We start from the raw sequence: 25654 nt of genomic DNA, 5'->3' as shown, positions 1-25654 counted from the left end.
GAGTCAGGGATGCTGGAATCACTGGAAAAGATGCTCGCCAAGGGTGTGGATAACTCATTGCTGCGCTTTGGCCTGGGCAAGGGCTATCTGGACCTTGGGGATAACTTGAAAGCGGCGGAGCATCTGCAGCGTTGCGTCGGCTTTGACCCCAAGTATTCGGCGGCCTGGAAGCTGCTGGGCAAGGCGCAGCTGGCGGCGGGGGATCGTGCGGCAGCGCGGGCGGCATGGGAGCAGGGGATTGCAGCGGCTCAGGCCCATGGCGACAAGCAGGCCGAGAAAGAAATGACGGTGTTTTTGAAGAAGCTGGATAAGTCGCAGTAATTCATCCAGCTTCATATTGGGAACTTGATGTGGGAGCGAGCCTGCTCGCGAAGATCGTTAGATAATCGCGGCGCTTGTGAAACCTTCGCGAGCAGGCTCGCTCCCACGGGATGCATGTCTGGTCAGTACCAGCGCGCCTCACCCGGCGGACGCTTCTTGAAGCGCTTCATGCTCCACATGTACTGGCTCGGGTACGCCCGCACATACTTCTCGACCACCTTGCTCATGGCCGCGCACGAGGTCGCCGTATCGGTGCTGTACATCTCTTCGGGCGCCGCTTCCAGAATCACTTTGAAACCCGAACCGTCGGGCAAGCGCAATGCGTGGAGGAACACGCCCACCGCTTTGCCGCCCGCCAGCATATTGGGCACAAACTTGCTGGTCAGGGCCATCGTGCCGAGGAACGGCACAAAAATTCCGGCTGACTCAGCGGGCTCCGGATCTGCCGGAATGCCCACCTGACCACCTTTGCGCACCTCCTTGATCACGCTCAGGATGCCTTCTTTGGTCGATGCCGCCACGCGGTTGCCCAGCTGAACGCGTTGCTTTTGCAGCAATTCATCCACAGCCTTGAGCTTGGGCGGGCGGTAAAAAATGATCGGCTTGCACTGGCTGCAATAGAAGTGGTTGAGCACTTCCCAGTTGCCCAGATGGCTGGTGATGCCTACCACGCCCTTGCCTGAGGCCAGGGCGTCCTTGAGCACGTCCAGACCTTCGACTTCACGCACCAGGTCAATCGAACGCTGGGCCGGCCAGATCCAGGCGCACGCGCTCTCGGTCAGGCTTTTACCGATGTCCTTGAGGCTCTGGCCCACGAGTTGCTCACGGGCGACCGGGTCCATTTCGGGGAAGCATTTGGCCAGGTTGATCCGCACCACATCGCGCGAACGATTAGGCAGTTTCCACATCAACCAGCCAATGGCCGAGCCCACGCGTTGCACCGCGCTCCACGGGAGCATGGCAAACAATCGCAAAGCCCCGACCAGCAAGGCGCCTTTAAACTTTTCCACAGAATAATCTCTCGAAAGCACTCGTAGCAGCTGCCGAAGGCTGCGTCCGATTGCGAAGCAATCGTAAATGCTGAGTGCTTGATTTTACTGACACATCGCAGGGCCTGACTTCACGACGGCTGCGCCGCCGGACGCAGCCTTCGGCAGCTGCTACGGGTTATGCGTGTGGCGAAAAAAGACATTCTAACCGCCGTTGGCCAGTTCCGCGTAACGGTCGCAATACGTGGCATGGTCCATAACCATGCCGCTGGCCTGCATAAAGGCGTAGCAAATGGTCGGGCCGACGAACGTAAAACCGGCTTTTTTCAGGCCTTTGCTCATGGCTTCGGCCTCTGGCGTCACCGCAGGGAATTCATGGCGTTCAGTAAAGTGGTTGATCTTCGGTTTACCACCCACAAACGACCATAAAAACTCCACCGGGTTGTCCAGAGCCAGCCAGGCCCGGGCATTGCGTCGTGCTCCGGCCACCTTGAGACGGTTGCGGATAATCCCCGGATCCTGCAACAAAACCTCGATTTCAGTGTCCGTCATAACTGCCAAACGCTGCACATCAAAGCCAAACATGACCTTGCGATAGTGCTCGCGCTTCTTCAAAACCGTGATCCATGACAAACCTGCCTGGAACCCTTCGAGCAATAACAACTCGAACAGCCCATGCGCATCGCGCAACGGCACGCCCCACTCTTGATCGTGATAAGCGGCATACAGCGGATCTTCTGAACACCAGAAGCAACGTGGCATATAGGCTCCAGGGGGTGGAGGGGCGACCGAATCGGGTATACTCCCGCTCTTTAAATCGCAGCCCAAGAAACAGGTGAATTTGTGAGCCAGCCTACGCCAGCAGTGCGTACCTTCCAAGACTTGATCCTCGCCCTCCAGCAATACTGGGCCGAGCAAGGTTGTGTGGTGCTTCAGCCCTACGATATGGAAGTGGGCGCCGGCACATTCCATACCGCCACGTTTTTGCGCTCTCTGGGCCCGGAAACCTGGAACGCCGCTTATGTGCAGCCCAGTCGTCGTCCGACTGACGGCCGCTACGGCGAAAACCCGAACCGTTTGCAGCACTACTACCAGTTCCAGGTGGTTTTGAAGCCAAACCCGCCAAACTTCCAGGAGCTGTACCTGGGTTCGCTGAAACATATCGGCCTGGACCCACTGGTCCACGATATCCGTTTCGTAGAAGACAACTGGGAATCGCCAACACTGGGCGCCTGGGGTCTGGGCTGGGAAATCTGGCTCAACGGTATGGAAGTCACCCAGTTCACCTACTTCCAGCAAGTAGGCGGCATTGAGTGCTACCCGGTTACCGGCGAAATCACCTACGGCCTTGAGCGTTTGGCTATGTACCTGCAGGGCGTGGATTCTGTCTACGACCTGGTATGGACTGACGGCCCGTTCGGCAAAGTGACCTACGGCGACGTGTTCCATCAGAACGAAGTCGAGCAGTCGACTTACAACTTCGAACACGCCAACGTCGACAAACTGTTCGAACTGTTCGATTTCTATGAAAGCGAAGCCAAGCGCCTGATCGAACTCGACCAGCCGCTGCCGTTGCCAAGCTACGAAATGGTGCTCAAGGCATCCCACACGTTCAACCTGCTGGATGCCCGCCGCGCCATTTCCGTGACCGCGCGTCAGCAATACATCCTGCGTGTGCGTACCCTGGCGCGTTCGGTGGCTCAGGCCTACCTTGAAGCTCGCGCCAAGCTGGGCTTCCCGATGGCTCCGCCGGATTTACGTGATGAAGTGTTGGCTAAGTTGGAGGCAGCACAATGAGTGCTCAAGATTTTCTGGTTGAACTGGGCACTGAAGAACTGCCACCAAAAGCCCTCAATACCCTGGCTGATGCATTTCTCGCCGGGATTGAAAAAGGCCTGCAAACAGCCGGTCTGAAATTCAGCGCGAAAAAAGTCTACGCCGCACCGCGCCGCCTGGCCGTTCTGCTGACCCAGCTGGAAACCCAGCAGCCTGACCGCAGCATCAATATCGACGGCCCGCCACGTCAAGCTGCTTTCGATGCCGAAGGCAACCCGACCCAGGCAGCCCTTGGCTTTGCCAAAAAATGCGGTGTTGAGCTGAGCGAAATCGACCAGAGCGGCCCAAAACTGCGTTTCAGCCAGGTGATCGTCGGCAAGCCGACCGCCAGCCTGCTGCCGACCATCGTTGAAGACTCGCTCAATGACCTGCCGATCCCCAAGCGTATGCGCTGGGGCGCGCGCAAGGTCGAGTTCGTACGTCCAACCCAGTGGCTGGTCATGCTGCTGGGCGACGAGGTCATCGATTGCACGATCCTTGCGCAAAAAGCCGGTCGTGAGTCCCGTGGCCACCGCTTCCATCACCCGGAAAACGTGCGCATCAGCGCCCCGGCCAACTACGCCGAAGACCTGCGCAAAGCCTACGTGCTGGCCGATTTCTTTGAGCGTCGCGAGCTGATTTCCAAGCGTGTGGCCGAGCTGGCGACGATGCAGGAAGGCAGCGCTATCGTGCCGCCTGCCCTGCTCGACGAAGTGACCGCGCTGGTTGAATGGCCGGTGCCGCTGGTGTGCTCGTTTGAAGAGCGCTTCCTGGACGTCCCGCAAGAAGCCCTGATCACCACCATGCAGGACAACCAGAAGTACTTCTGCCTGCTGGACGTCGATGGCAAATTGCTCCCGCGCTTTATTACCGTGGCCAACATCGAGAGCAAAGACCCGCAGCAGATCATCTCGGGTAACGAGAAAGTGGTTCGCCCGCGCCTGACCGATGCCGAGTTCTTCTTCAAGCAAGACAAGAAGCAAAAACTCGAGAGCTTCAACCTGCGTCTGCAAAACGTGGTATTCCAGGCCCAACTGGGCAGTGTTTACGACAAGGCTGAGCGTGTTTCGAAACTGGCGGCATTCATTGCCCCGCGCATTGGCGGTGACGCACCGCGTGCCGCCCGTGCCGGTTTGCTGTCCAAGTGCGACCTGGCCACGGAAATGGTCGGCGAGTTCCCGGAGATGCAAGGCATTGCCGGTTACTACTACGCGCTGAATGACGGCGAGCCTGAAGACGTCGCCCTGGCGTTGAACGAGCAGTACATGCCGCGTGGCGCGGGCGCCGAGTTGCCGAGCACCCTGACCGGTGCTGCAGTGGCCATCGCCGACAAGCTCGACACCCTGGTGGGTATTTTCGGCATTGGCATGTTGCCTACAGGCAGCAAAGACCCGTACGCACTGCGTCGTGCAGCGCTGGGTATCCTGCGCATCCTGATCGACAAGAAACTCGACCTCGACCTGACTGAAGCAGTGAAATTCGCTGTCAGCGCTTTCGGGGCCAAGATCAAGTCGGCCGGTCTGGCAGATCAGGTTCTGGAATTCATCTTCGACCGCCTGCGTGCGCGTTACGAAGACGAAGGCGTGGACGTGGCCACTTACCTGTCGGTACGTGCCCTCAACCCAACGTCGGCGCTGGACTTCGATCAGCGCGTGCAAGCCGTACAAGCGTTCCGCCAGTTGCCGGAAGCCGCTGCACTGGCCGCCGTGAACAAACGCGTTTCGAACCTGCTGAGCAAGGTTGAAGGCACGGTTTCGACCCACGTTGAAGCCCGCTATTTCGACAATGCTTGTGAGTTCTCGCTGTTCTCGGCCATCCAGAAGGCCGACGAGGCCGTACAGCCAATGGCTGCTGCCCGTCAGTACAACGAAGCCCTGACCCGTCTGGCCTCGTTGCGCGAGCCGGTGGATGCGTTCTTCGAAGCGGTGATGATCAACGCAGAAGACCCGAGCGTGCGGGCTAACCGCTACGCCTTGCTGGCCCGTCTGCGTGGCCTGTTCCTGGGTGTTGCCGATATTTCACTGCTGGGCTGAGGGGTTGCCGTTGAAACTGCTGATTCTCGATCGGGACGGAGTAATCAATTACGACTCCGACGCTTACATCAAGTCAGTCGAGGAGTGGCAACCACTGCCCGGCGCGATCGAGGCCATTGCGCAGTTGAGCAAGGCCGGCTGGACAGTCGCCATCGCGACCAACCAGTCCGGCATTGCCCGCGGCTACTATGATGTTGCCACGCTGGACGCCATGCACGCCCGCTTGCGGGCGCTGGTGGCAGAGCAGGGTGGCGAGGTCGGATTGATTGTCTATTGCCCACACGGACCTGACGCGGGTTGCGCTTGCCGTAAGCCCAAACCTGGCATGTTGCAAACGATTGCCAACCATTACGGCGTTGATTTGGCCCAATGTTGGTTCGTCGGTGACAGTTTGGGTGACTTGCAGGCTGCGCAAGCCGTCGATTCTCAGCCAGTTTTGGTAAAAACCGGAAAGGGCCTACAGACATTGGCCAAAGAGTTACCGGTTAATACTCTAGTATTTGACGATCTGGCGGCAGTCGCCGCAGAACTTATCCACAAATAAAGCATGTTCGAACACTGGCCTGCACGTTATGCGCTGGCCTGTTCCCTTATGCTTTATCCGCAACGGTAAAAGCCGCTATGTCGATACTGCAGGCCATCAGAACCTTCTTCTTTTACCTGCTGCTGGGCACCAGCTCTCTGCTGTGGTGCTCGCTGAGCTTTTTTGTCGCTCCGTTTTTGCCATTCCGTGCGCGCTATCGGTTTATCAATGTTTACTGGTGCCGCTGCGCGCTGTGGCTGACACGGGTGTTCTTGAAAATTGACGTTCGGGTTACGGGCGCAGAAAACATCCCGCAACGACCGTGCGTGATTCTGGCCAACCACCAAAGTACCTGGGAGACGTTTTTTCTCTCGGCCTACTTTCAGCCGTTGAGCCAGGTACTCAAACGCGAATTGCTGTATGTGCCGTTTTTTGGCTGGGCGATGGCGATGCTGCGCCCGATTGCCATCGACCGTGACAACCCCAAGGCTGCGCTCAAGCACATTGCAAAAAAGGGTGATGAGCTGCTCAAGGACAACATTTGGGTGCTGATCTTCCCGGAAGGCACCCGCGTGCCGTTTGGCCAGGTGGGAAAATTTTCCCGGGGAGGCACGGCCCTGGCGGTCAACGCCGAACTACCGGTACTACCGATTGCCCACAACGCGGGCAAGTTCTGGCCCAAGACGGGCTGGGCGAAAAAGGCTGGCACCATCGAGCTGGTCATCGGTGAACCGATGTACGCCAACGGCAGCGGTCCACGGGCCATTGCCGAGCTGAACGACCGGGTACAGGCCTGGAACGAGCAGGCTCAGCGCGACATGGGTTCGTTGCCTCCTATAGCTAAACCTTCTGAAACGATTGTGAACTAAGCAAATTGTGGATAACTTGTGCACAAGTTTTCTTTTTTTGTGAAAAAACAGACGTAAGCCTATGATTTTCATGCTTATTTCAGACTGTAAGTTTTCACCTAAATACGTGCATAAGTTTTTCTAAGCGCAAAAAAAACCGGCTTATATCAGCCGGTTTTTTGTGCCTGTCGATTCATTGCTTCTACCGCGCGGCCATCCTGCACCTTGGTAAATTCAAGATATCTGGATTCATCGCAACCTAACCAACATTGCTGTCAGGAAAAGCTATTGCTGCGTGTCAGATGCGGGATGAACGTGGTCTGGTACTTCAACTGATCGGCCTTGAGGGTTGACGCCGGATACACCAGATTTTCCAGCTGTCTGGTTTTTTCGATCATCTTTTGATCACCTTTGACGAAGTTTATCGAATACGCATTGTCTGGGCCCGGACTCGTAGGGGTGACCGTCACCGGGGTAAATCCAGCATTGGTGGCCATGGCGATCAGTCTTTCTTGGGACATATAATTGGCAGGTGTTTCAGCTTCCATATATTGATTGTAGGTTCGCTCCAGTTGTGCGGGCGATATATCCGGGTTTTCATGGAGCTTCTTATACAACTCAATGACCACATGCATCAGGTCGATATCATCTCCGCTCAGGCGACTGGAGTGCTCGGTGATGCTCAGTACGCCCCCCTCCTTGAGCAGATCGGCGGCTTGTTTGATACTGTATTGTTGCACCCCGTCGGAGGGGAAGTGATGCAGTGAATGCTGATACATGACGCAATCAAACTTTCCACCTTCCACTAATGGGTTTGCACAATCGCTCCCTGCCACTTTGCCGCTGCTCATGCTAGTGCCGTCATAAATGATCTTTTTAACGGATGCACAATTCTTGCGACTCTCGAGTTGCACCGTTTTGCTGTTTTCGTCCCATCCTGTTTCAGTATCGACTTCCAGGACATAGGGCTCGACATATATGCCGCTGGCCTCGGCCAGACTGGCGGATACATAGGACGTCAGCTTGCCGTCATTTCCGCCGATATCCAAAACCTTGAGCTTGTTCGAACCGCGGCCCAAATCTGGATTCACCTCCATGATCATAGTGGCGATGTCATTACCCTTTCTGCTGAGGTGAGCAGTGACATCAGTCGCAACGGATTGTTTATTGATCGTTGTCGCGTTTCTATACCAATCGCACAGTTTTTCTATAAAAACGGCGTTGGGAAGCTTTCGTGAAACGTCCTTGGCGAGGCCCACCATATCGGCAATCAAGCGTTCCTTGTACTCATTGCTGATTGAAAAAGAATCCGAGTCGCAGTGATAGGTCAGTACTTTGGAAAGATCAGCATGTCGGCCAATATTCTCGCCGTGCAACTTTAAATAGTCATGGATAAAGTAATTACTCTTTGAGTCCAGTCGATGTTGGACAGGTTCGAAGCTTTCCAATGGACCGTCGAATGCCCTAGGAGAGAGTGAGATAAGTTGCAACATACAGAGTTCCTTATTCGCTGATGATCGTTCTAGGCTATAAGTAGGATTATCAGCAAAGCGGGTTCCAGAGACTTTGTATGAGCCCTTGTCCAAAGCTTTGGACGACCCGACCACAACAACAGAGGGGCAGGTTATTGAATGGGGCTTTATTGCCACGTTCAAGTTCGGGAATGTGGAAGGCGGTGGGGCTCTTCGCTCCACCGCTCGCTCAAAGGGAAGGCGGGTTACTTAGACCTTGTCGATATTCACATTCCTCGTTTCCTTGAGGCACAGCATGCCCACCACCAGGCTGACCCCGGTGATCACCACCGGGTACCACAGGCCATAGAAGATATCCCCGGTGTAGACCACCAGTGCAAACGACACGGTGGGCAGAAAACCACCGAACCAGCCGTTGCCGATATGGTAGGGCAGGGACATTGAGGTGTAGCGGATGCGAGTCGGGAACAGCTCTACCATCACGGCTGCCAGTGGGCCGTAGGTCATGGTGGCAATGAGTGTCAGTAGTACCATCACCAGTACAACCATTGGCTGGTTGACCGCGCCTGGATCAGCCTTGGCCGGGTAACCCGCTTCGGTTATCGCTGCGCGCATGGCCGCTTCGTCAAAACCGCTGATTTTCTGTTCACCTACCGACACTTGAACTTCAGCGCCCGGTGCAGCCGACTGTGAGGTATACGGCAAGCCCTGCTTCACCAGGAAGGTTTTAACCTTGTCGCACGGGCTGTCAAAACGTGCCTTGCCTACCGGGTCAAACTGGAAGGTGCAGGTGCCCGGGTCGGCCATGACCACAATCGGTGATTGACGGCTGGCGGTATCAATCTGCGGGTTGGCGTAATGGCTCAATGCTTTGAACAGCGGAAAGTACAGGACTGTGGCCAATAACAGGCCAAGCATCAGGATCGGCTTGCGCCCCACACGGTCAGACAGCCAGCCGAAGAATATAAAGAACGGTGCCCCGATTACTACGCTGATAATCAGTAAGAGATTGGCCTGGGCCGGGTCCATCTTGAGCATCTGTGTCAGGAAAAACAGCACATAGAACTGCGCGGTATAGAAGGTTACCGCCTGGCCAGCGTTGATACCGAACAGGGCAATCAGCACGATCTTGAGGTTTTCCCATTTACCGAACGATTCGCGGATCGGCGACTTGCTGGTTTTACCTTCGGCTTTCATTTTCACGAACGCTGGCGACTCGTGCATGCTCATGCGAATCCAGGTCGAGATGCCCAGCAGCACGATGGACAGCAGAAACGGCAGGCGCCAGCCCCAGACTTCAAACTGGTCACCGGTCAGGTACCGGCAACTCAGCACCACCAGCAGCGACAACAACAAACCCAAGGTGGCAGTCGATTGAATCCAGCTGGTGTTGAAGCCACGCTTGCCCGGTGCGGCGTGTTCAGCCACGTAAGTGGCTGCACCGCCGTATTCACCGCCCAGCGCCAGCCCCTGGAGCATGCGCAATACCACGAGCATGATCGGGGCTGCGATACCGATGCTGGCGTAGGTCGGCAACAGGCCGACAGCGAAGGTCGATAAACCCATCAAGATGATGGTCATGAGGAAGGTGTATTTACGCCCGATCATGTCACCCAATCGACCGAACACCAGTGCCCCGAAGGGCCTCACCAAAAAGCCTGCGGCAAAGGCCATCAAGGCAAAAATAAACGCCGTGGTGTCGTTGACCCCAGCAAAGAACTGCTTGCTGAGCACGGTGGCCAAAGCGCCATACAAGAAAAAGTCATACCACTCGAAAACGGTCCCGAGGGATGACGCAAAAATGATCTTGCGCTCTTCGCGCCCGGTCGTTCCTTTGACGGTAGCCGCCTGTTGTGCAAGTGCGTCTGACATGTGCAAAGTCCTCGGCCCTATGGGCCACAGTGATTATTGTTGTTGTCCACTGCCGGTTCCGGATGACTGCGCCCGAAACCACGATCGCCTTCAGGCGACCGGTATAGCTGCCGTGCGGTTAACGCCTGCTGTGTACTGCGGTGTTTCAAGCGAAGCCTGCAAAATCAGCTGCGCGGCTTTTTCACCAATCATCAGGGTCGGAGAACAGGTATTACCCGACACGATGCTGGGCATGATCGAAGCGTCTGCCACCCTCAAACCCGGTACCCCATGAACGCGCAATTGGGCATCGACCACTGCCTCGGCGTCCTGGCCCATGCGGCAAGTGCCCACGGGATGAAAAATCGTCGTACCAATACGGGCAGCTGCGTCGTACAGCTCTTGTTCGGTCTGCAAGTCCTTGCCTGGCAGATATTCCTCAGGTGTAAAGGCCTGCAGAGCTGCGCTGGCCACGATACGCCGAGTCAGGCGTATGGCATCGGCTGCTACCTTCAGATCATCAGGGTGGCTCAGGTAATTGGGGTCGATCAGCGGTGCGTCATCCGGGTTTGCCGAACGGATATCCACGCGCCCCCGGCTTTTTGGTCGCAAGTTGCACACCGAGGCGGTAAAGGCCGGGAAGGTGTGCAGCGGCTCGCCAAAACGCTCAAGGGACAGCGGCTGGACGTGGTATTGCAAGTTGGCAGATAACTGATCAGGGTCGGATTTGACGAACGCCCCCAGCTGACTGGGGGCCATCGCCAAAGGACCACTGCGGTCGTAGGCATATCGCAGGCCCATGCCGACTTTACCCCACACGCTATTGGCGACCTGGTTGAGGGTTCGGGCCTTGGTCAGTTTGAAGATCAAGCGTAACTGCAAGTGGTCCTGCAAATTCCCCCCCACCCCGGGCAGCTCATGCAGCACAGTTATCCCCAGGCTTTCGAGCAAAGGCCGCGGGCCAATACCCGAGCGCTGCAAGATGCCAGGAGAGCCAATCGAACCGGCGCAAAGGATAATCTCGCAACCGGCCGTGAAGGTATGCTGTGCGCCTTGCCAGCGCGCACTGACCTGGGTGGCCCGGCCGTTTTCAAGCAGCACTTTGTCGACTTGCACGTCGGTCAAAACCGTCAGGTTGGGGCGCTTGAGTATCGGCCGCAGAAAAGCCTTTGAGGCATTCCAGCGCACACCGGAGCGCTGGTTGACTTGAAAGTATCCACAGCCCTGGTTATCGCCACCGTTGAAATCGCTGACGCTGGCAATTCCGCTTTGCGCGGCGGCGTCACGAAACGCGTCCAGAATCGGCCATGAATAACGCTGCTGCTCAACCCGCCACTCACCTTCACTGCCATGCAGCTCAGAATTGCCGGCAAAGTGCTTTTCGCTGCGTTTGAACAATGGCAATACGTCATCCCAGCCCCAGCCCGAATTGCCCAACTCGGCCCAGCGGTTGTAATCACCCGCCTGGCCGCGCATATAAATCATGCCATTGATGGACGAGCTGCCGCCCAAGACCTTACCCCGTGGGTAGCTCAGACTGCGACCTTGCAAACCGGCCTGGGTTTCGGTCTTGAAACACCAGTCGGTGCGTGGGTTACCGATGCAATACAGGTAACCCACAGGAATATGGATCCACGGGTAGTTATCTTGCCCGCCCGCTTCGAGCAGCAACACGTTGTGGTGAGGATCGGCAGACAGCCGATTGGCCAGCACTGAACCTGCAGGCCCGGCACCCACGATGATGTAGTCGTACACCTTGTTGGCTGATGGCATGTATCACCTCGCGCCTTTTATTTATTGTTCTTGTCCTACACCATCCTATTGATTATTTTCGTGTTGCAAACGCGAGATTTCACCCATGGCTTGTGCGTTTTTGCACAGTCATCCGTAAGCCACATCTGATGTAGCGCTCTGGGGGTTGATCATGTTCGACTGGAATGACATGCGGTACTTCCTGGAGTTGCAGCGCAGCGGACGTTTACTCACCGCCGCCAAGCGCCTGAACACCACCCATAGCACCGTTGCCCGGCATATTGAGAGCATCGAGCAACACTTGGGCGCGGCTTTATTTGTGCAATATGCTCAGGGGTACGAACTGACCCCGGCCGGGCAAGCCTTGCTCAAACATGCCGAAGCGATGGAAAACGTCGCACTGCTGGCCCAGGAAGAAATCAATCAGTCCCTCACCCCCTTGGGCAAAATCCGTCTGGGTGTCACCGAGGGCATTGGCATCATGTTTATCACCTCGCGACTGCGGGGTTTGTTTGAGCGTTATCCAGGTCTGGAGGTGGAACTGGTCGCAGTACCGCGCTTCGTCAGCATCCTCAACCGCGAAGCAGAAATCAGTATTCATCTGGACCGTCCCAACGCCGACCTGTTGATAACTCGCAAACTCACTGACTACCGGCTCGCGCTCTATGCCAGCCGCCTTTATCTGGACAAGGCGCCGCCTCTGAACAGCCGCGACGATCTGGCCAACCACTACTGGATCGGCTACGTCGACGACCTGTTGTTCAGTCAGGAGCTGCTGTTCCTCAATACCTTCTGCCGCACCCCGACCGTGACCTTTCGCAGCACCAGCGTCATTGCCCAGCAACAAGCCGCTCGCGCCGGCCTGGGTATCGCCGTATTGCCCAACTACATGGCCGCTGACGACCCCGACCTGGTGCGTGTATTGCCGGGCGAGTCTGTGCAACGCAGTTACTGGATCAGCACCCGCCGTGAACTGCACAAATCCGTAAGGTTGAGGGTGGTGTGGGATTTTTTACTGGAGTTGTGCCGCGAGGAGAGGGCGGTGCTGTTGGCGCCATAGTCATTTTTTAGCCATTAAAAAAGGCCAACGCTGAGCGTTGGCCTTTTTGGGTACTGCGGGTCAAAACAGGATCAGAAATCCAGGTTGGACACTGCCAGTGCGTTGCTCTCGATGAATTCACGACGTGGTTCTACAGCATCGCCCATCAAGGTGTTGAAGATCTGATCGGCGCCGATCGCGTCTTCGATGGTGACTTTCAGCATGCGACGCACGCTTGGGTCCATCGTGGTTTCCCAGAGCTGATCCGGGTTCATTTCACCCAGACCTTTGTAGCGCTGGATGGTGTGACGCTTGGTGCTTTCAGCCATCAACCAGGCCAGTGCTTCCTTGAACTCGGTCACTTGCTTGCGACGTTCGCCACGCTGGATATAGGCGCCTTCATCCAGCAGGGTGCTCAGTTGAGCGCCCAGGGTCACAACGGTTTTGTAATCGTTGCTGCCGAAGAAGTCGCGGTTGAAGGTGATGAACGTCGAGTGGCCGTGGGAGATCAGTTCGACCTCTGGCAACCAGACATTACGCTCACGGTCTTCACGCAGGCTGGCTTTGTAGACCAGGCCCGATTTCTCAACCAGACGCAGACGCTCTTCAAACTTGGCCATCCAGTCCTGCATGGCAGCGTGGTCACCCAACTGCTCAAGGCTTACAGCCGGCAGGTAGATGAAGTGCTCGGTCAGCTCCTGAGGGTACAGGCGCGACAAACGCTTGAGGGTCTTCATCACCATGCGGAAGTCGTACACCAGACGCTCCAGTGCCTCACCGGAGATGCCAGGAGCATCTTCGTTCAGGTGCAGGCTGGCATCTTCAAGAGCCGACTGGGTCATGTACTCTTCCATGGCCTCGTCGTCTTTGATGTACTGCTCTTGCTTGCCCTTTTTCACTTTGTACAACGGTGGCTGGGCGATGTAGATGTAGCCACGCTCGATCAGCTCCGGCAACTGACGGAAGAAGAAGGTCAGCAGCAGGGTACGGATGTGCGAACCGTCAACGTCAGCATCGGTCATGATGATGATGTTGTGATAGCGCAGTTTGTCGATGTTGTACTCTTCGCGGCCGATGCCACAGCCCAGCGCAGTGATCAAGGTGCCGACTTCTTGCGAAGAGATCATCTTGTCAAAACGGGCTTTCTCGACGTTGAGGATTTTACCTTTCAACGGCAGGATGGCTTGGGTACGACGGTTGCGACCCTGCTTGGCGGAGCCGCCAGCAGAGTCACCTTCCACCAGGTACAGTTCGGACAGAGCAGGGTCTTTTTCCTGGCAGTCAGCCAGCTTGCCCGGCAGGCCCGCGATGTCCAACGCGCCTTTACGACGGGTCATCTCACGGGCTTTACGTGCAGCTTCACGAGCACGGGCTGCGTCGATCATCTTGCCGACAATCAACTTGGCTTCGTTCGGGTGTTCCAGCAGGAAGTCGGAGAAGAACTTGCCCATTTCCTGTTCAACAGCGGTCTTCACTTCGGAAGACACCAGCTTGTCTTTAGTCTGCGAGCTGAACTTTGGATCCGGCACTTTCACCGATATGATCGCGGTCAAGCCTTCACGGGCATCATCACCGGTGGTGGCGACCTTGTGCTTCTTGGCCAGGCCTTCAGCTTCGATGTACGTGTTGAGGTTACGCGTCAGGGCAGAGCGGAAGCCCACCAAGTGCGTGCCACCATCGCGCTGTGGAATGTTGTTGGTGAAGCACAACAGGTTCTCGTTGAAGCTGTCGTTCCACTGCAGGGCGATTTCTACGCCGATGCCGTCTTCACGCTGAACATTGAAGTGGAACACCTGGTTCACAGGGTTCTTGTTGGTGTTCAGGTAATCAACGAATGCACGCAGGCCACCTTCGTACTTGAACAGCTCCTCCTTGCCGCTGCGCTCGTCCTTGAGGACGATACCCACACCGGAGTTCAGGAAGGACAGTTCACGAATCCGCTTGGCCAGGATGTCCCAGCTAAAGTGGATATTCTTGAAGGTTTCAGCCGAAGGCTTGAAGTGGATCTGCGTACCCGTGGTTTCGCTTTCACCCACAATAGCCATAGGCGCCTGAGGAACACCGTGGACGTAGGTCTGTTCCCAGATCTTGCCGCTGCGGCGTACAGTCAGGACCAGCAGTTCGGACAGGGCGTTTACCACCGAAACACCTACACCGTGCAAGCCGCCGGATACTTTGTAGGAGTTGTCATCGAACTTACCGCCGGCGTGCAGCACGGTCATGATGACCTCGGCTGCAGATACGCCTTCTTCTTTATGCACGTCAACCGGAATACCGCGGCCGTTATCGCGCACGGTGATGGACTCGTCCGGGTGGATCGTGATGGTGATGTCGTCGCAATGGCCAGCCAGCGCTTCGTCGATGGAGTTGTCGACTACTTCGAACACCATGTGGTGCAGACCGCTGCCATCGTCAGTATCACCAATGTACATACCGGGACGTTTGCGTACGGCATCAAGGCCTTTCAGCACTTTAATGCTCGTTGAGTCGTACGTGTTTTCTTCGCTCAATGCCTTCACTCCCGATGGTCGTGGGTCTGGGTGATACAGCCCTGTTCCACGTGGAACAGGGCAACTGGCGTTTCCGTCTGCCAGCCTTCCCTCAATAATTCGTGGTCTACACAGGTAATGAATACCTGGCAGCGTAAGTCTTCCAACAAGCGACACAGTGCGTTGCGATGCTGCTCGTCCAGTTCGGACGGCAAGTCATCCACCAGATAAATACATTGGCCTCGCCGGGCCTGGCTGACCAAGTGCCCCTGAGCGATGCGCAGCGCGCAGACCACCAACTTCTGCTGCCCCCGCGACAAAATATCTGCGGCGTTATTTGCACCCAGCTTAAGGCGCAAATCAGCACGTTGTGGCCCCGCCTGGGTATGCCCCATTTGCTGGTCCCGGTGGACAGACGCGGCGAGTACAGCACTCAGCTCACGGTCTTTATCCCAACCACGGTAATAGCTCAGCGTTAACCCCTGGAGATCCAGCAGCTCGCTCAGGGTCTGCTCAAAGACTGGTTTCAAGGCTTTGATGTAGGCGCGGCGGTATTCATCAATTTCAGCACTGGCCAGGCACAGTTCCCGGTCCCAGGCCGCTTGTGAAACGGCGTCGAGTGTACCATGCCGCAGCCATGAGTTCCGCTGCCGCAGGGCCTTCTGTAGCCGCTGCCAGGTCGACATGAACCGCGGTTCAACATGGAACACGCCCCAGTCGAGAAATTGCCTGCGGATCTTTGGGGCCCCTTCAAGAAGTCGGAAGCTGTCCGGGTTGATCAATTGCAGCGGAAGTATCTCGGCCAATTGCGCAGCACTGCGCGCATTCTGGCCGTCGATACGAATCTGGAACTCCCCCTGACGATCCCGCGAGACACCCAGTGCACTGTGTCCGCCTTCTGCCAGTTCTACCTGACCAAAAACTGTACAGCTCTGCTGCTCATGCTGGATAACGGGGTTCAGCCGCACACTGCGAAACGACCGCGCCAACCCTAGCAGGTGGATAGCTTCCAGCACGCTGGTTTTGCCGCTGCCGTTGGCGCCGTACAGAATATTGATGCGGGGGGAGGGGGAGAAGGTCACCGGGTGCAGGTTACGCACCGCGGTGACTGTGACACGACTGAGGGACATCTAGCGTGGGCTGTGCATAAGTTACAGGCGCATCGGCATGACAACGTAGGCCGAGTCGTCGTTGTCCGACTCCTGGACCAGGGCGCTGCTGTTGGAGTCCGACAGGATCAGACGCACTTGTTCAGTGGTCATGACGCCCAGTACGTCCAGCAGGTAGCTCACGTTGAAGCCGATCTCCAGAGAGCCGCCGTTGTAATCAACGCCAACTTCTTCTTCCGCTTCTTCCTGCTCCGGGTTATTGGCCTGGATTTTCAGCTGGCCATTGGCCAGTTGAAGGCGAATACCGCGGTACTTTTCGTTGGACAGGATCGCGGTACGGCTGAACGCTTCACGCAGTGCCTGACGGTCACCGATCACCACCTTGTCACCGCCTTTAGGCAGAACGCGCTCGTAGTCCGGGAACTTGCCGTCTACCAGCTTGGAAGTAAAGGTGAACTCGCCGGTGGTCGCTCGGATATGGTGTGCACCCAGAACGATGCTCACTTCGCCGTCTGGCTCGGTCAGCAGGCGCGCCAGCTCGAGGATACCCTTGCGCGGTACGATCACCTGGTGACGGTCTGGTTGGCCGATATCGGCTTTCATCGAGCACATGGCCAAACGGTGACCGTCGGTAGCTACGGCACGGATGATCCCGGCCGACACTTCCAGCAGCATACCGTTGAGGTAGTAACGAACATCCTGCTGGGCCATGGCAAAGCTGGTGCGCTCGATCAGACGACGCAACTTGCTCTGCTGCAGGCTGCAGGTCAGCGAACCCGGACCTTCTTCAACCGTCGGGAAATCGTTGGCCGGCAACGTCGACAGGGTAAAGCGGCTACGGCCTGCCTTGACCACCAGTTTGTTGTCATCAAGTTTGATGTCGATCAGTGCATCGTTGGGCAGGCTTTTGCAGATATCCATCAGCTTGCGCGCAGGCACGGTGATTTCGCCTGGCTCGGCCGGCTCTTCAAGTTGCACCCGACCGACCAGCTCGACTTCAAGGTCAGTACCGGTCAGCGACAGTTGCTGGCCTTCGACAACCAACAGCACGTTGGACAATACCGGCAAGGTCTGGCGGCGTTCTACTACGCCGGCGACCAGTTGCAGGGGTTTCAACAGGGCTTCGCGTTGAATGGTGAAATGCATGGTCTAGTCCCTTGCCTTAATAAGCTGCGCTGGTGTCATCAGGTTGTCAGAGTTCGCAGCAGGTTCTTGTAGTCCTCGCGGATGTCCGCGTCGGATTCCTTGAGTTCGTTGATCTTGCGGCATGCGTGCAAAACCGTGGTGTGATCGCGACCGCCAAACACATCGCCGATTTCCGGCAGGCTGTGGTTGGTCAGTTCCTTGGACAGTGCCATGGCGACCTGGCGTGGTCGCGCTACCGAGCGCGAACGGCGCTTGGACAACAAGTCCGAGATCTTGATCTTGTAGTACTCGGCCACGGTGCGCTGGATGTTATCCACAGAGACGAGTTTGTCTTGCAGCGCCAGCAAGTCTTTTAGGGACTCGCGAATCAGCTCGATGGTGATGTCGCGGCCCATAAAGTGCGAGTGAGCGATAACGCGCTTGAGCGCGCCTTCGAGCTCACGCACGTTGGAGCGAATGCGCTGGGCAATAAAGAAGGCTGCATCATGGGGCAGATCAACCTTGGCCTGATCGGCCTTCTTCATCAGGATCGCTACGCGGGTCTCTAGCTCCGGCGGCTCGACGGCAACCGTCAGTCCCCAGCCAAAGCGCGACTTCAGACGCTCTTCGAGGCCTTCGATTTCTTTCGGGTAACGGTCACTGGTCAGAATCACTTGCTGACCGCCTTCAAGCAGGGCGTTGAAGGTGTGGAAGAACTCTTCCTGGGACCGTTCCTTACGCGCAAAGAATTGAATGTCATCGATAAGCAAAGCATCGACCGAACGGTAGAAGCGCTTGAACTCGTTGATGGCATTGAGCTGCAGGGCTTTAACCATATCAGCTACAAAACGCTCGGAATGCAGGTATACGACCTTGGCATTCGGGTTCTTCTTTAACAGGTGGTTACCCACCGCGTGCATCAAGTGAGTTTTACCCAGACCTACGCCGCCATAAAGGAAGAGCGGGTTGTAACCATGCTTGGGGTTATCCGCCACTTGCCACGCCGCAGCGCGGGCCAGTTGGTTGGACTTGCCCTCGACGAAGTTTTCAAAGGTAAAGGTGCGGTTCAGGTAGCTGGTGTGCTTCAGGGCACCTTCAACCTGAACGGTGCGCTGTTCGGCGCGCACGGGTGCTTGCTGCGAGCTGGCGCCTGCCATCGGGTCGAAGCTGGCACGCGAAGGCTCTTCGCTGGCGGGCTCGGACTGCTTGGGCGCGGGTGCAGAGACTGCAGGCGCAGGCGCGCTCGGCGCCGGGGCTTGTTGAGAAGCCGATGCAGCCAAGGGCGCATTGGGGGCAGCACGAGGCGCCGAGCTGCGTTTGCTGCCTATTAACAAGGACAACGCTGGCGCCATGCCATTGCTGTGCTCATTCAACAGTTCAAGCAAACGGCTCAGGTATTTTTCGTTAACCCAGTCGAGAACGAATCGGTTGGGTGCATACACACGCAACTCGTCGCCTTCGGCTTCGACCTGTAGTGGACGGATCCAGGTGTTGAATTGCTGGGCAGGCAGCTCATCGCGCAAAAGCTCCACGCACTGCTGCCAAAGTTCCACTGACACGGATATCCCCTAAGTTGAAAGCCGGTGAGGCAAAAACAGGCGCCATTGTAGCGACCGCCGCCCCACTTATCCACATGTAGCTGACCTGCATATAAGGCGTTGACAGGCTTTTTACTGTGAACAAAGCGACAAATGGTATGTGCATAAGGTCTGTGGATAAGCGGGCCTGAGCTCGTTGCACAAGTGGGGGTAAAACTCTGTGCATAACACGGCTGTGGATAAGTAGCCCTTTCATGCACAGCTTTTCCGAGGGTGCAGCACAGGCAAAGCACCGCTTGTGGACAACCTTTCTGTTCTCTGAAAACCTTGCTCTACAAGGGCTGCATAGCGTTATCCACAGCAGAACGGCTCTATAAGAGTAGTAAGTTCTTTAAAAGAGCTTTAAATACTTCGTTTTTTTATTTCTATAGTTGGCAGGCACAAGACTGGTGCAAAACGGCAAACATCTATTTAGCAGTAAACGTTGGTTGGAAATTGACCTATCGGCTTGCATTCTCTAGAATCGCCGGTCTCTTAAAACGGGGGCCATTCCGGCCCGTTGTGGACGAACCAGGTAGCACGACATGAAACGTACTTTCCAACCAAGCACTATCAAACGCGCCCGCACTCACGGTTTCCGTGCTCGCATGGCTACTAAAAACGGCCGTGCAGTCCTGTCGCGTCGCCGCGCCAAAGGCCGTGCACGTCTGGCAGTTTGATAATCAGACAATGGTGGTGAGTCAGGACTTCAGTCGGGAAAAGCGGTTACTCACTCCCCGACATTTCAAGGCAGTCTTTGACTCCCCCACCGGCAAGGTTCCGGGGAAAAATCTCCTGCTCCTTGCGCGTAGCAACGATCTTGATCACCCCCGCCTGGGGTTAGTGATCGGGAAAAAGAGCGTAAAGCTCTCCGTTGAGCGCAATCGCCTTAAGCGTTTGATGCGTGAATCGTTTCGTCTCCACCAGGATTTACTGGTTGGTTGGGATATCGTTATCGTCGCGCGCAAAGGTTTGGGTGACGTAGAGAACCCCGAATTGATTCAGCATTTCGGCAAACTCTGGAAGCGTCTGGCCCGTAACACGCCAGTTCCAGCGGTTAAAACCGAAACTGTAGGGGTAGGCAGTCCTGATGCGTAAACTGGCACTCGTTCCGATCCAGTTTTATCGTTATGCCATTAGTCCTTTGATGGCCAGCCACTGCCGTTTCTACCCCAGTTGTTCCTGCTACGCGTTGGAAGCCATCGAAAATCATGGCCTTCTGCGCGGCGGCTGGCTGACCTTTCGTCGTTTAGGTCGCTGTCACCCGTGGAATCCCGGTGGTTACGACCCGGTTCCACCTATCCCTACCTCCCGTTCTTCTTGATGGCCGAGTAATCATGGATATTAAACGCACGATCCTGATCGTCGCTCTCGCAGTCGTGTCCTACGTTATGGTTCTGAAATGGAACCAGGACTACGGCCAAGCTGCCCTGCCGACTCAGAATGTTGCCGCCAGCACCACCGCACCGGCTTTGCCCGATACGGTTTCAGGTAACAACGTTGCAAACAGTGCCGATGTACCCAGCGCCAATACCGATACCAGCACACCGACTGAAACCCCGGTGGCTGCAAGCAAAGACCTCATCCACGTAAAAACGGATGTTCTGGATATCGCGATTGATCCACAGGGTGGTGATATTGCCCAGCTGCGTCTGCCGCTTTATCCACGTCGCCAGGATCACCCGGATGTTCCTTTCCAGTTGTTCGATAACGGCAACGAACGCACCTATCTGGCCCAAAGTGGCCTGACAGGCGTTGATGGCCCGGACGCCCGTCCGTCAGGTCGTCCTGTTTTCAGCACCGAGAAAAAGACCTACGAACTGGCCCCAGGTCAGGATCAACTGGTTGTTGATCTGAAATTCAGCGAAAACGGCATCAACTACATCAAACGTTTCACGCTCAAGCGTGGTTTGTACGATGTACAAGTTAGCTATCTGATTGATAACGAGAGCGGCAAGCCGTGGAACGGCAACCTGTTCGCGCAATTGAAGCGTGATGCCAGCTCCGATCCTTCTTCCAGCACCGCCACCGGTACTGCGACTTACCTGGGCGCTGCCCTGTGGACAAGTGCAGAGCCGTACAAAAAAGTGTCGATGAAAGATATCGACAAGGCTCAGCTGAAAGAAACCGTACAAGGCGGCTGGGTTGCCTGGTTGCAGCACTACTTTGTGACCGCGTGGATCCCTCAGAAAGGCGATAACAACGTCGTTCAGACCCGCAAAGACAACCAAGGCAACTACATCATCGGTTTCACTGGCCCAACATTGACTGTTGAACCGGGCAAAACCGCTGAAACCAGCGCTACGTTGTACGCCGGTCCGAAAAGCCAGGGTGTACTCAAAGAGTTGTCCCCAGGCCTGGAACTGACAGTTGACTACGGCATCCTGTGGTTCATTGCCCAGCCTATCTTCTGGCTGCTGCAACATATCCACAGCCTGGTCGGTAACTGGGGCTGGTCGATCATCTTCCTGACCATGCTGATCAAAGGGATCTTCTTCCCTCTGTCGGCCGCCAGCTACAAGTCGATGGCCCGCATGCGCGCTGTGGCACCAAAACTGGCCGCTCTGAAAGAGCAGTTCGGTGATGACCGCCAGAAAATGTCGCAAGCGATGATGGAGCTGTACAAGAAAGAGAAGATCAATCCACTGGGCGGCTGCTTGCCGATTCTGGTGCAGATGCCGGTCTTCCTGTCCTTGTACTGGGTACTTCTGGAAAGTGTTGAAATGCGCCAGGCGCCGTTCATGCTCTGGATTACCGACCTGTCGATCAAAGACCCGTTCTTCATTCTGCCGATCATCATGGGCGCAACCATGTTCATCCAGCAGCGTCTGAACCCGACTCCGCCGGATCCGATGCAGGCCAAGGTGATGAAGCTGATGCCAATCATCTTCACCTTCTTCTTCCTGTGGTTCCCGGCTGGTCTGGTGCTGTACTGGGTTGTGAACAACTGCCTGTCCATCGCTCAACAGTGGTACATCACGCGTAAAGTCGAAGCGGCTACCAAAAAAGTCGCTGAGTAACTTACTCTGATACGCACCACTCAAAACGCCCCCTAGTGGGGCGTTTTGCTATCCGTCACTTTTGTTTTGAGGCCTGTTTTATGAGTGTTCCGGCAGAGACTATTGCTGCAGTAGCGACCGCCCAAGGCCGAGGTGGTGTGGGGATCGTACGTATTTCCGGCCCACTCGCCCGTGTTGCGGCCAAAGCGTTCAGCGAACGCGAACTAAAACCGCGCTATGCCCATTACGGCCCTTTTTACGGCGACAACCGCGAAGTGCTGGATGAAGGCATAGCACTCTACTTCCCCGGGCCCAACTCCTTTACCGGCGAAGACGTCCTTGAACTGCAGGGCCACGGCGGTCCGATTGTTCTGGATATGCTGCTGCAGCGCTGCATCCAGTTGGGCTGCCGTTTGGCCCGTCCGGGGGAGTTCAGCGAGCGGGCCTTTTTGAATGACAAGCTCGACCTGGCCCAGGCCGAGGCGATTGCCGACCTGATCGAGGCAAGTTCTGCACAGGCTGCGCGTAACGCATTACGTTCCTTGCAGGGTGCTTTCTCTCAACGTGTGCATAACTTGACCGAGCAATTGATCGGTTTGCGTATCTATGTCGAAGCAGCGATTGATTTCCCGGAAGAAGAAATCGACTTCCTCGCCGATGGCCATGTGCTCGGTATGCTCGACAAGGTTCGTGAAGAGTTATCCACCGTACAGCGCGAAGCCGGCCAGGGTGCTTTGCTGCGCGACGGCATGACCGTGGTGATTGCCGGGCGGCCCAATGCTGGAAAATCGAGCCTGCTCAATGCCCTGGCCGGGCGTGAAGCGGCGATCGTGACCGAAATCGCGGGTACTACCCGTGATGTGTTACGCGAACATATCCACATTGATGGCATGCCATTGCACGTTGTCGACACCGCAGGTCTGCGCGACACCGATGACCAGGTTGAGAAAATTGGCGTGCAGCGCGCACTCAAGGCCATTGGTGAAGCTGATAGGGTATTGCTGGTGGTTGATGCCACGGCACCGGAAGCTGATGACCCGTTTGCCCTGTGGCCAGAGTTTCTTGAACAACGCCCGGATCCGGCGAAGGTGACCTTGATCCGCAACAAGGCGGATCTAAGCGGTGAGAATGTAGCCCTTGAAGTCAGTGAAGATGGCCATGTCACCATCAGCCTGAGTGCCAGATCTACAGAAGGCCTGGACCTGCTGCGGGAACACCTCAAGGCCTGCATGGGCTATGAGCAGACCTCGGAGAGCAGCTTCAGCGCACGCCGCCGCCATCTGGAGGCATTGCAGCACGCCAGCAAGGCACTTGAGCATGGCAGGGCACAACTGACCCTGGCGGGCGCCGGGGAGCTATTGGCCGAAGATTTGCGCCAGGCACAGCATTCCCTTGGCGAAATTACCGGGGCATTCAGTTCGGATGACCTGCTGGGGCGGATCTTCTCCAGCTTCTGTATCGGTAAATGACCCTCGTAGCAGCTGCCGTAGGTACGAGGCTGCGTCCGGCGGCACAGCCGTCGTAAAATCAGACACTGTGGTGTGCCAGTTAAAACCGGAGCTCAGGATTTACGACGACTACGTCGCCGAACGCAGCATCGTTCCTACGGCAGCTGCTACAGTTATCCACATTCACACGAGGTATTAGTCCGATGCGCCATTGATGCCGCCGCGATGCTTGCGGCCAGTTCTTGATTCCCCTGCAACAGGGGGTAGATCTGTGCATCTCTGGAGTGCGTATGGCTCACGTTACCTCTGTAACGCTGCAAGGCGTTTCTTATCATCTGCCCGATGGCAGTTCCCTGTTTTCAGATATTGATCTGCATCTCGACCAGCGCCGCACCGGCCTGGTAGGGCGCAATGGTGTGGGCAAGAGCATATTGGCGCGCATCATGGCAGGGGATCTCTTGCCCTCAACCGGCTACTGCATCCGTAATGGCACGGTGTATTACCTGACGCAGCAAGTCAGCCATGACCCCAATCACACCCTTGCCGAGCTTGCTGGCGTGCAACCAGTCATTAGCGCCCTTGAGCGAATAGAGCGGGGCAGCAGCGCCCAAGCGGACTTTGACTGTGTGGGCGAACGCTGGAATATCCGCCAGCAACTGCTCGATCAGCTAAGCCGCAACAAGCTTGCACACCTGACCCTTTCGACTCCTGCATCAGCACTCAGCGGTGGTGAAGCCATGCGCGTGGCTCTGCTGGGCGCCTTTTTGTCGAAAGCCGACCTGTTGATCCTGGATGAGCCCACCAATCATCTGGATCACCAGCATCGACTTGCCCTGCATGAACAGTTGCAGCAGTGGCCAGAAGGATTACTTGTTATCAGCCATGATCGCGCCTTGCTGGAAAATATGGAGCGCATCGTTGAGCTGTCACCACAGGGCCTCACCAGTTACGGCGGCGGTTACTCGTTTTATGCACAGGCCAAAACCGGGCAACTGCAAGCGGCACAACAACAGCTGGCGGCATACCGGCTGGAGCGCAAGCGTCAGGAACAGACCCTGCGTGAGCAAAGGGAAAGTCTTGAGCGCAAACAATCCCGTGGCCGGAAACAGGCCGCTGACGCCAATCAGGCGAAGATTTTGCTGGGCCGGCAAAAGGAGCGCAGCCAGGCCAGCAGCGGTAAGTTGCGGGTACAGCAGGATGCGGCTCGCGAGCAATTATCTGTGCAGGTCCGTCAGGCTGCGAATCAGGTAGAAGAGCAGCAGGCCATCTTTATCTCTGCGCCGCAGCCTTGCTCTGGCTCGCCGGCTCAAATTGCCGAGTTGATAGAGGCCCGCCTGCCTTATGGGGCGCAACAACTGCGCAGGATCAATCTTGCCGTTACGCGAGGCCAGCGCATTGCCTTGACCGGCCCGAACGGCTGCGGCAAGTCGACCTTGCTCAAGGTATTGGCCGGGCAACTAACGGTTGTTTCCGGTCAGGCCAGGACCCTGGTCACCAGCACTTACCTCGACCAGCACCTGGGCGTTTTGGAACCGGCTCGGTCAGTTCTTGAGCAGTTGCAGTCACTTAACCGGCAACTGAGTGAAGGAGAATTACGTACCCGGCTGGCGCAATTGGGCCTCAATGCCGATCGTATTAACCTGCAATCCCATCGGCTCAGTGGCGGTGAACGCTTGAAAGCGGCGATGGCCTGCGTGTTTTATACACAATCCCCACCACAGCTGTTACTGCTCGATGAACCGGCCAATCACCTGGATCTGCCTTCCGTTCAAGCCCTGGAAAGCATGCTCAAGCATTACCCGGGCACTCTGATCGTTACCTCACACGATGATGTGTTTCTGGCCGCAATCGGAATTACCCACAGGCTCATGGCCTCACCCACAGGCTGGCTGCTTTGCCCCGTCTAACGGGGCTGTTGGCTACCGTTTATCACATTAATCATTGACCGAACGTCCGACCGCTTGCCGGATTGCACCTTCAAGCGTTTTTCGGCTGCCTGTTTATTGGCTCGAAAGCACCCAAACACGGGAATAAGCCCTGTGTATAACTGGCCCTCAGGTCAGTGGGTAAGTAGGTCTGAAAACTGAAGATAACCACCCCTGTGGATAAGCACCTGTTTTACCCACAGGCTTAAAGCACTTATCCCAACCCCTCATCAGTGCATAACCACAGACTTTTGATCCTCTGTACAGTACGTAAAATATAGCCTGTAGCAATCTATCCACAGAAAGGTGCCTCAGTAGAAATAAACATAAAAACAAAGC

At 56.3% G+C, this 25654-nt stretch carries 21 protein-coding genes; 12 read left to right on the top strand and 9 right to left on the bottom strand.

Translation table 11 applies throughout. The features are described 5' to 3' along the window. The first annotated feature begins 9 nt into the window (after nt 1-9). Entirely contained in the window at nt 10-321 is a 312-nt protein-coding gene (locus tag GHO42_RS16730) for a tetratricopeptide repeat protein (protein WP_094999590.1), read from the top strand. 122 nt (nt 322-443) lie between these two features. Here the strand turns inward: GHO42_RS16730 and GHO42_RS16725 are convergent, their stop codons facing one another. Together GHO42_RS16725 and GHO42_RS16720 are read right to left on the bottom strand one after the other, a co-directional pair. After that, the gene (locus tag GHO42_RS16725) at nt 444-1331 is read right to left on the bottom strand and encodes a lysophospholipid acyltransferase (protein WP_094999589.1); all 888 of its coding nucleotides are present in this window, start codon (nt 1329-1331) and stop codon (nt 444-446) included. 183 nt (nt 1332-1514) lie between these two features. Continuing rightward, nucleotides 1515-2072: a DNA-3-methyladenine glycosylase I gene (locus GHO42_RS16720; protein ID WP_095020604.1), complete on the bottom strand. Its 558-nt coding sequence runs from the start codon at nt 2070-2072 to the stop codon at nt 1515-1517. Nucleotides 2073-2153: 81 nt separating this feature from the next. Between GHO42_RS16720 and glyQ the strand changes: the two genes are divergently transcribed. The 4 genes from glyQ (at nt 2154) to GHO42_RS16700 (ending at nt 6550) form a co-directional block, all read left to right on the top strand. Next, complete coding sequence (gene glyQ / locus GHO42_RS16715) at nt 2154-3107, top strand: glycine--tRNA ligase subunit alpha (RefSeq protein WP_003437964.1); 954 nt, start codon at nt 2154-2156, stop codon at nt 3105-3107. Next, nucleotides 3104-5158 carry a glycine--tRNA ligase subunit beta gene (gene glyS, locus GHO42_RS16710; RefSeq protein WP_094999587.1) on the top strand — a complete coding sequence of 685 codons (2055 nt, stop codon included), beginning with the start codon at nt 3104-3106 and terminating at the stop codon, nt 5156-5158. The genes glyQ and glyS overlap by 4 nt, the downstream gene beginning before the upstream one ends. A gap of 4 nt (nt 5159-5162) precedes the next feature. Further along, nucleotides 5163-5702 (top strand): D-glycero-beta-D-manno-heptose 1,7-bisphosphate 7-phosphatase, encoded by a 540-nt coding sequence (gene gmhB, locus GHO42_RS16705; protein ID WP_165446529.1) that lies wholly within the window; start codon nt 5163-5165, stop codon nt 5700-5702. Nucleotides 5703-5779: 77 nt separating this feature from the next. Beyond that, a complete protein-coding gene (locus GHO42_RS16700) occupies nt 5780-6550 on the top strand; it encodes a 1-acyl-sn-glycerol-3-phosphate acyltransferase (protein ID WP_094999585.1) in 771 nt (256 codons plus the stop codon). A 254-nt stretch (nt 6551-6804) separates the two neighbouring features. Here the strand turns inward: GHO42_RS16700 and GHO42_RS16695 are convergent, their stop codons facing one another. From GHO42_RS16695 to GHO42_RS16685, 3 genes are all read right to left on the bottom strand, one after another. Further along, entirely contained in the window at nt 6805-8022 is a 1218-nt protein-coding gene (locus GHO42_RS16695; protein WP_095017923.1) for a class I SAM-dependent methyltransferase, read from the bottom strand. 228 nt (nt 8023-8250) lie between these two features. Further along, nucleotides 8251-9873 carry an MFS transporter gene (locus tag GHO42_RS16690; protein WP_094999584.1) on the bottom strand — a complete coding sequence of 541 codons (1623 nt, stop codon included), beginning with the start codon at nt 9871-9873 and terminating at the stop codon, nt 8251-8253. A 90-nt stretch (nt 9874-9963) separates the two neighbouring features. Further along, the gene (locus GHO42_RS16685; RefSeq protein ID WP_153326301.1) at nt 9964-11625 is read right to left on the bottom strand and encodes a GMC family oxidoreductase; all 1662 of its coding nucleotides are present in this window, start codon (nt 11623-11625) and stop codon (nt 9964-9966) included. A 151-nt stretch (nt 11626-11776) separates the two neighbouring features. Between GHO42_RS16685 and GHO42_RS16680 the strand changes: the two genes are divergently transcribed. Beyond that, a complete protein-coding gene (locus GHO42_RS16680; protein WP_094999582.1) occupies nt 11777-12664 on the top strand; it encodes a LysR family transcriptional regulator in 888 nt (295 codons plus the stop codon). Between the two features lie 71 nt (nt 12665-12735). On the opposite strand, the gene gyrB is transcribed toward GHO42_RS16680, so the two are convergent. The 4 genes from gyrB to dnaA are packed head-to-tail and all read right to left on the bottom strand — an operon-like array spanning nt 12736 to nt 18925. Continuing rightward, the gene (gene gyrB / locus GHO42_RS16675; RefSeq protein WP_153326303.1) at nt 12736-15153 is read right to left on the bottom strand and encodes a DNA topoisomerase (ATP-hydrolyzing) subunit B; all 2418 of its coding nucleotides are present in this window, start codon (nt 15151-15153) and stop codon (nt 12736-12738) included. A 5-nt stretch (nt 15154-15158) separates the two neighbouring features. Further along, nucleotides 15159-16262: a DNA replication/repair protein RecF gene (gene recF / locus GHO42_RS16670; protein ID WP_094999581.1), complete on the bottom strand. Its 1104-nt coding sequence runs from the start codon at nt 16260-16262 to the stop codon at nt 15159-15161. Between the two features lie 21 nt (nt 16263-16283). Continuing rightward, a complete protein-coding gene (gene dnaN / locus GHO42_RS16665; protein WP_016782864.1) occupies nt 16284-17387 on the bottom strand; it encodes a DNA polymerase III subunit beta in 1104 nt (367 codons plus the stop codon). 38 nt (nt 17388-17425) lie between these two features. Further along, nucleotides 17426-18925: a chromosomal replication initiator protein DnaA gene (dnaA, locus tag GHO42_RS16660; RefSeq protein WP_094999580.1), complete on the bottom strand. Its 1500-nt coding sequence runs from the start codon at nt 18923-18925 to the stop codon at nt 17426-17428. 563 nt (nt 18926-19488) lie between these two features. Between dnaA and rpmH the strand changes: the two genes are divergently transcribed. From rpmH to GHO42_RS16630, 6 genes are all read left to right on the top strand, one after another. Continuing rightward, a complete protein-coding gene (rpmH, locus tag GHO42_RS16655; RefSeq protein ID WP_003213577.1) occupies nt 19489-19623 on the top strand; it encodes a 50S ribosomal protein L34 in 135 nt (44 codons plus the stop codon). Nucleotides 19624-19639: 16 nt separating this feature from the next. Beyond that, nucleotides 19640-20041, top strand: a complete 402-nt coding sequence (rnpA, locus tag GHO42_RS16650; RefSeq protein ID WP_019828646.1) for a ribonuclease P protein component — start codon at nt 19640-19642, stop codon at nt 20039-20041. Further along, nucleotides 20034-20267: a membrane protein insertion efficiency factor YidD gene (gene yidD / locus GHO42_RS16645; protein ID WP_019828647.1), complete on the top strand. Its 234-nt coding sequence runs from the start codon at nt 20034-20036 to the stop codon at nt 20265-20267. Before rnpA ends, yidD begins: the two co-directional genes overlap by 8 nt. A gap of 13 nt (nt 20268-20280) precedes the next feature. Continuing rightward, nucleotides 20281-21963, top strand: coding sequence for a membrane protein insertase YidC (yidC, locus tag GHO42_RS16640; protein ID WP_094999579.1), 1683 nt, complete (start codon nt 20281-20283; stop codon nt 21961-21963). Between the two features lie 80 nt (nt 21964-22043). Continuing rightward, the gene (gene mnmE / locus GHO42_RS16635; protein ID WP_094999578.1) at nt 22044-23411 is read left to right on the top strand and encodes a tRNA uridine-5-carboxymethylaminomethyl(34) synthesis GTPase MnmE; all 1368 of its coding nucleotides are present in this window, start codon (nt 22044-22046) and stop codon (nt 23409-23411) included. A 269-nt stretch (nt 23412-23680) separates the two neighbouring features. Continuing rightward, nucleotides 23681-25297, top strand: a complete 1617-nt coding sequence (locus GHO42_RS16630; RefSeq protein WP_095031565.1) for an ABC-F family ATP-binding cassette domain-containing protein — start codon at nt 23681-23683, stop codon at nt 25295-25297. The last annotated feature ends 357 nt before the right edge of the window (nt 25298-25654 follow it).

The organism is Pseudomonas sp. FSL R10-0056 (assembly GCF_009600105.1).
Lineage (GTDB): Bacteria > Pseudomonadota > Gammaproteobacteria > Pseudomonadales > Pseudomonadaceae > Aquipseudomonas > Aquipseudomonas bubulae.
Note: the sequence above shows the minus strand (reverse complement) of the source record. Positions and strands in the feature narration are given on the sequence as shown.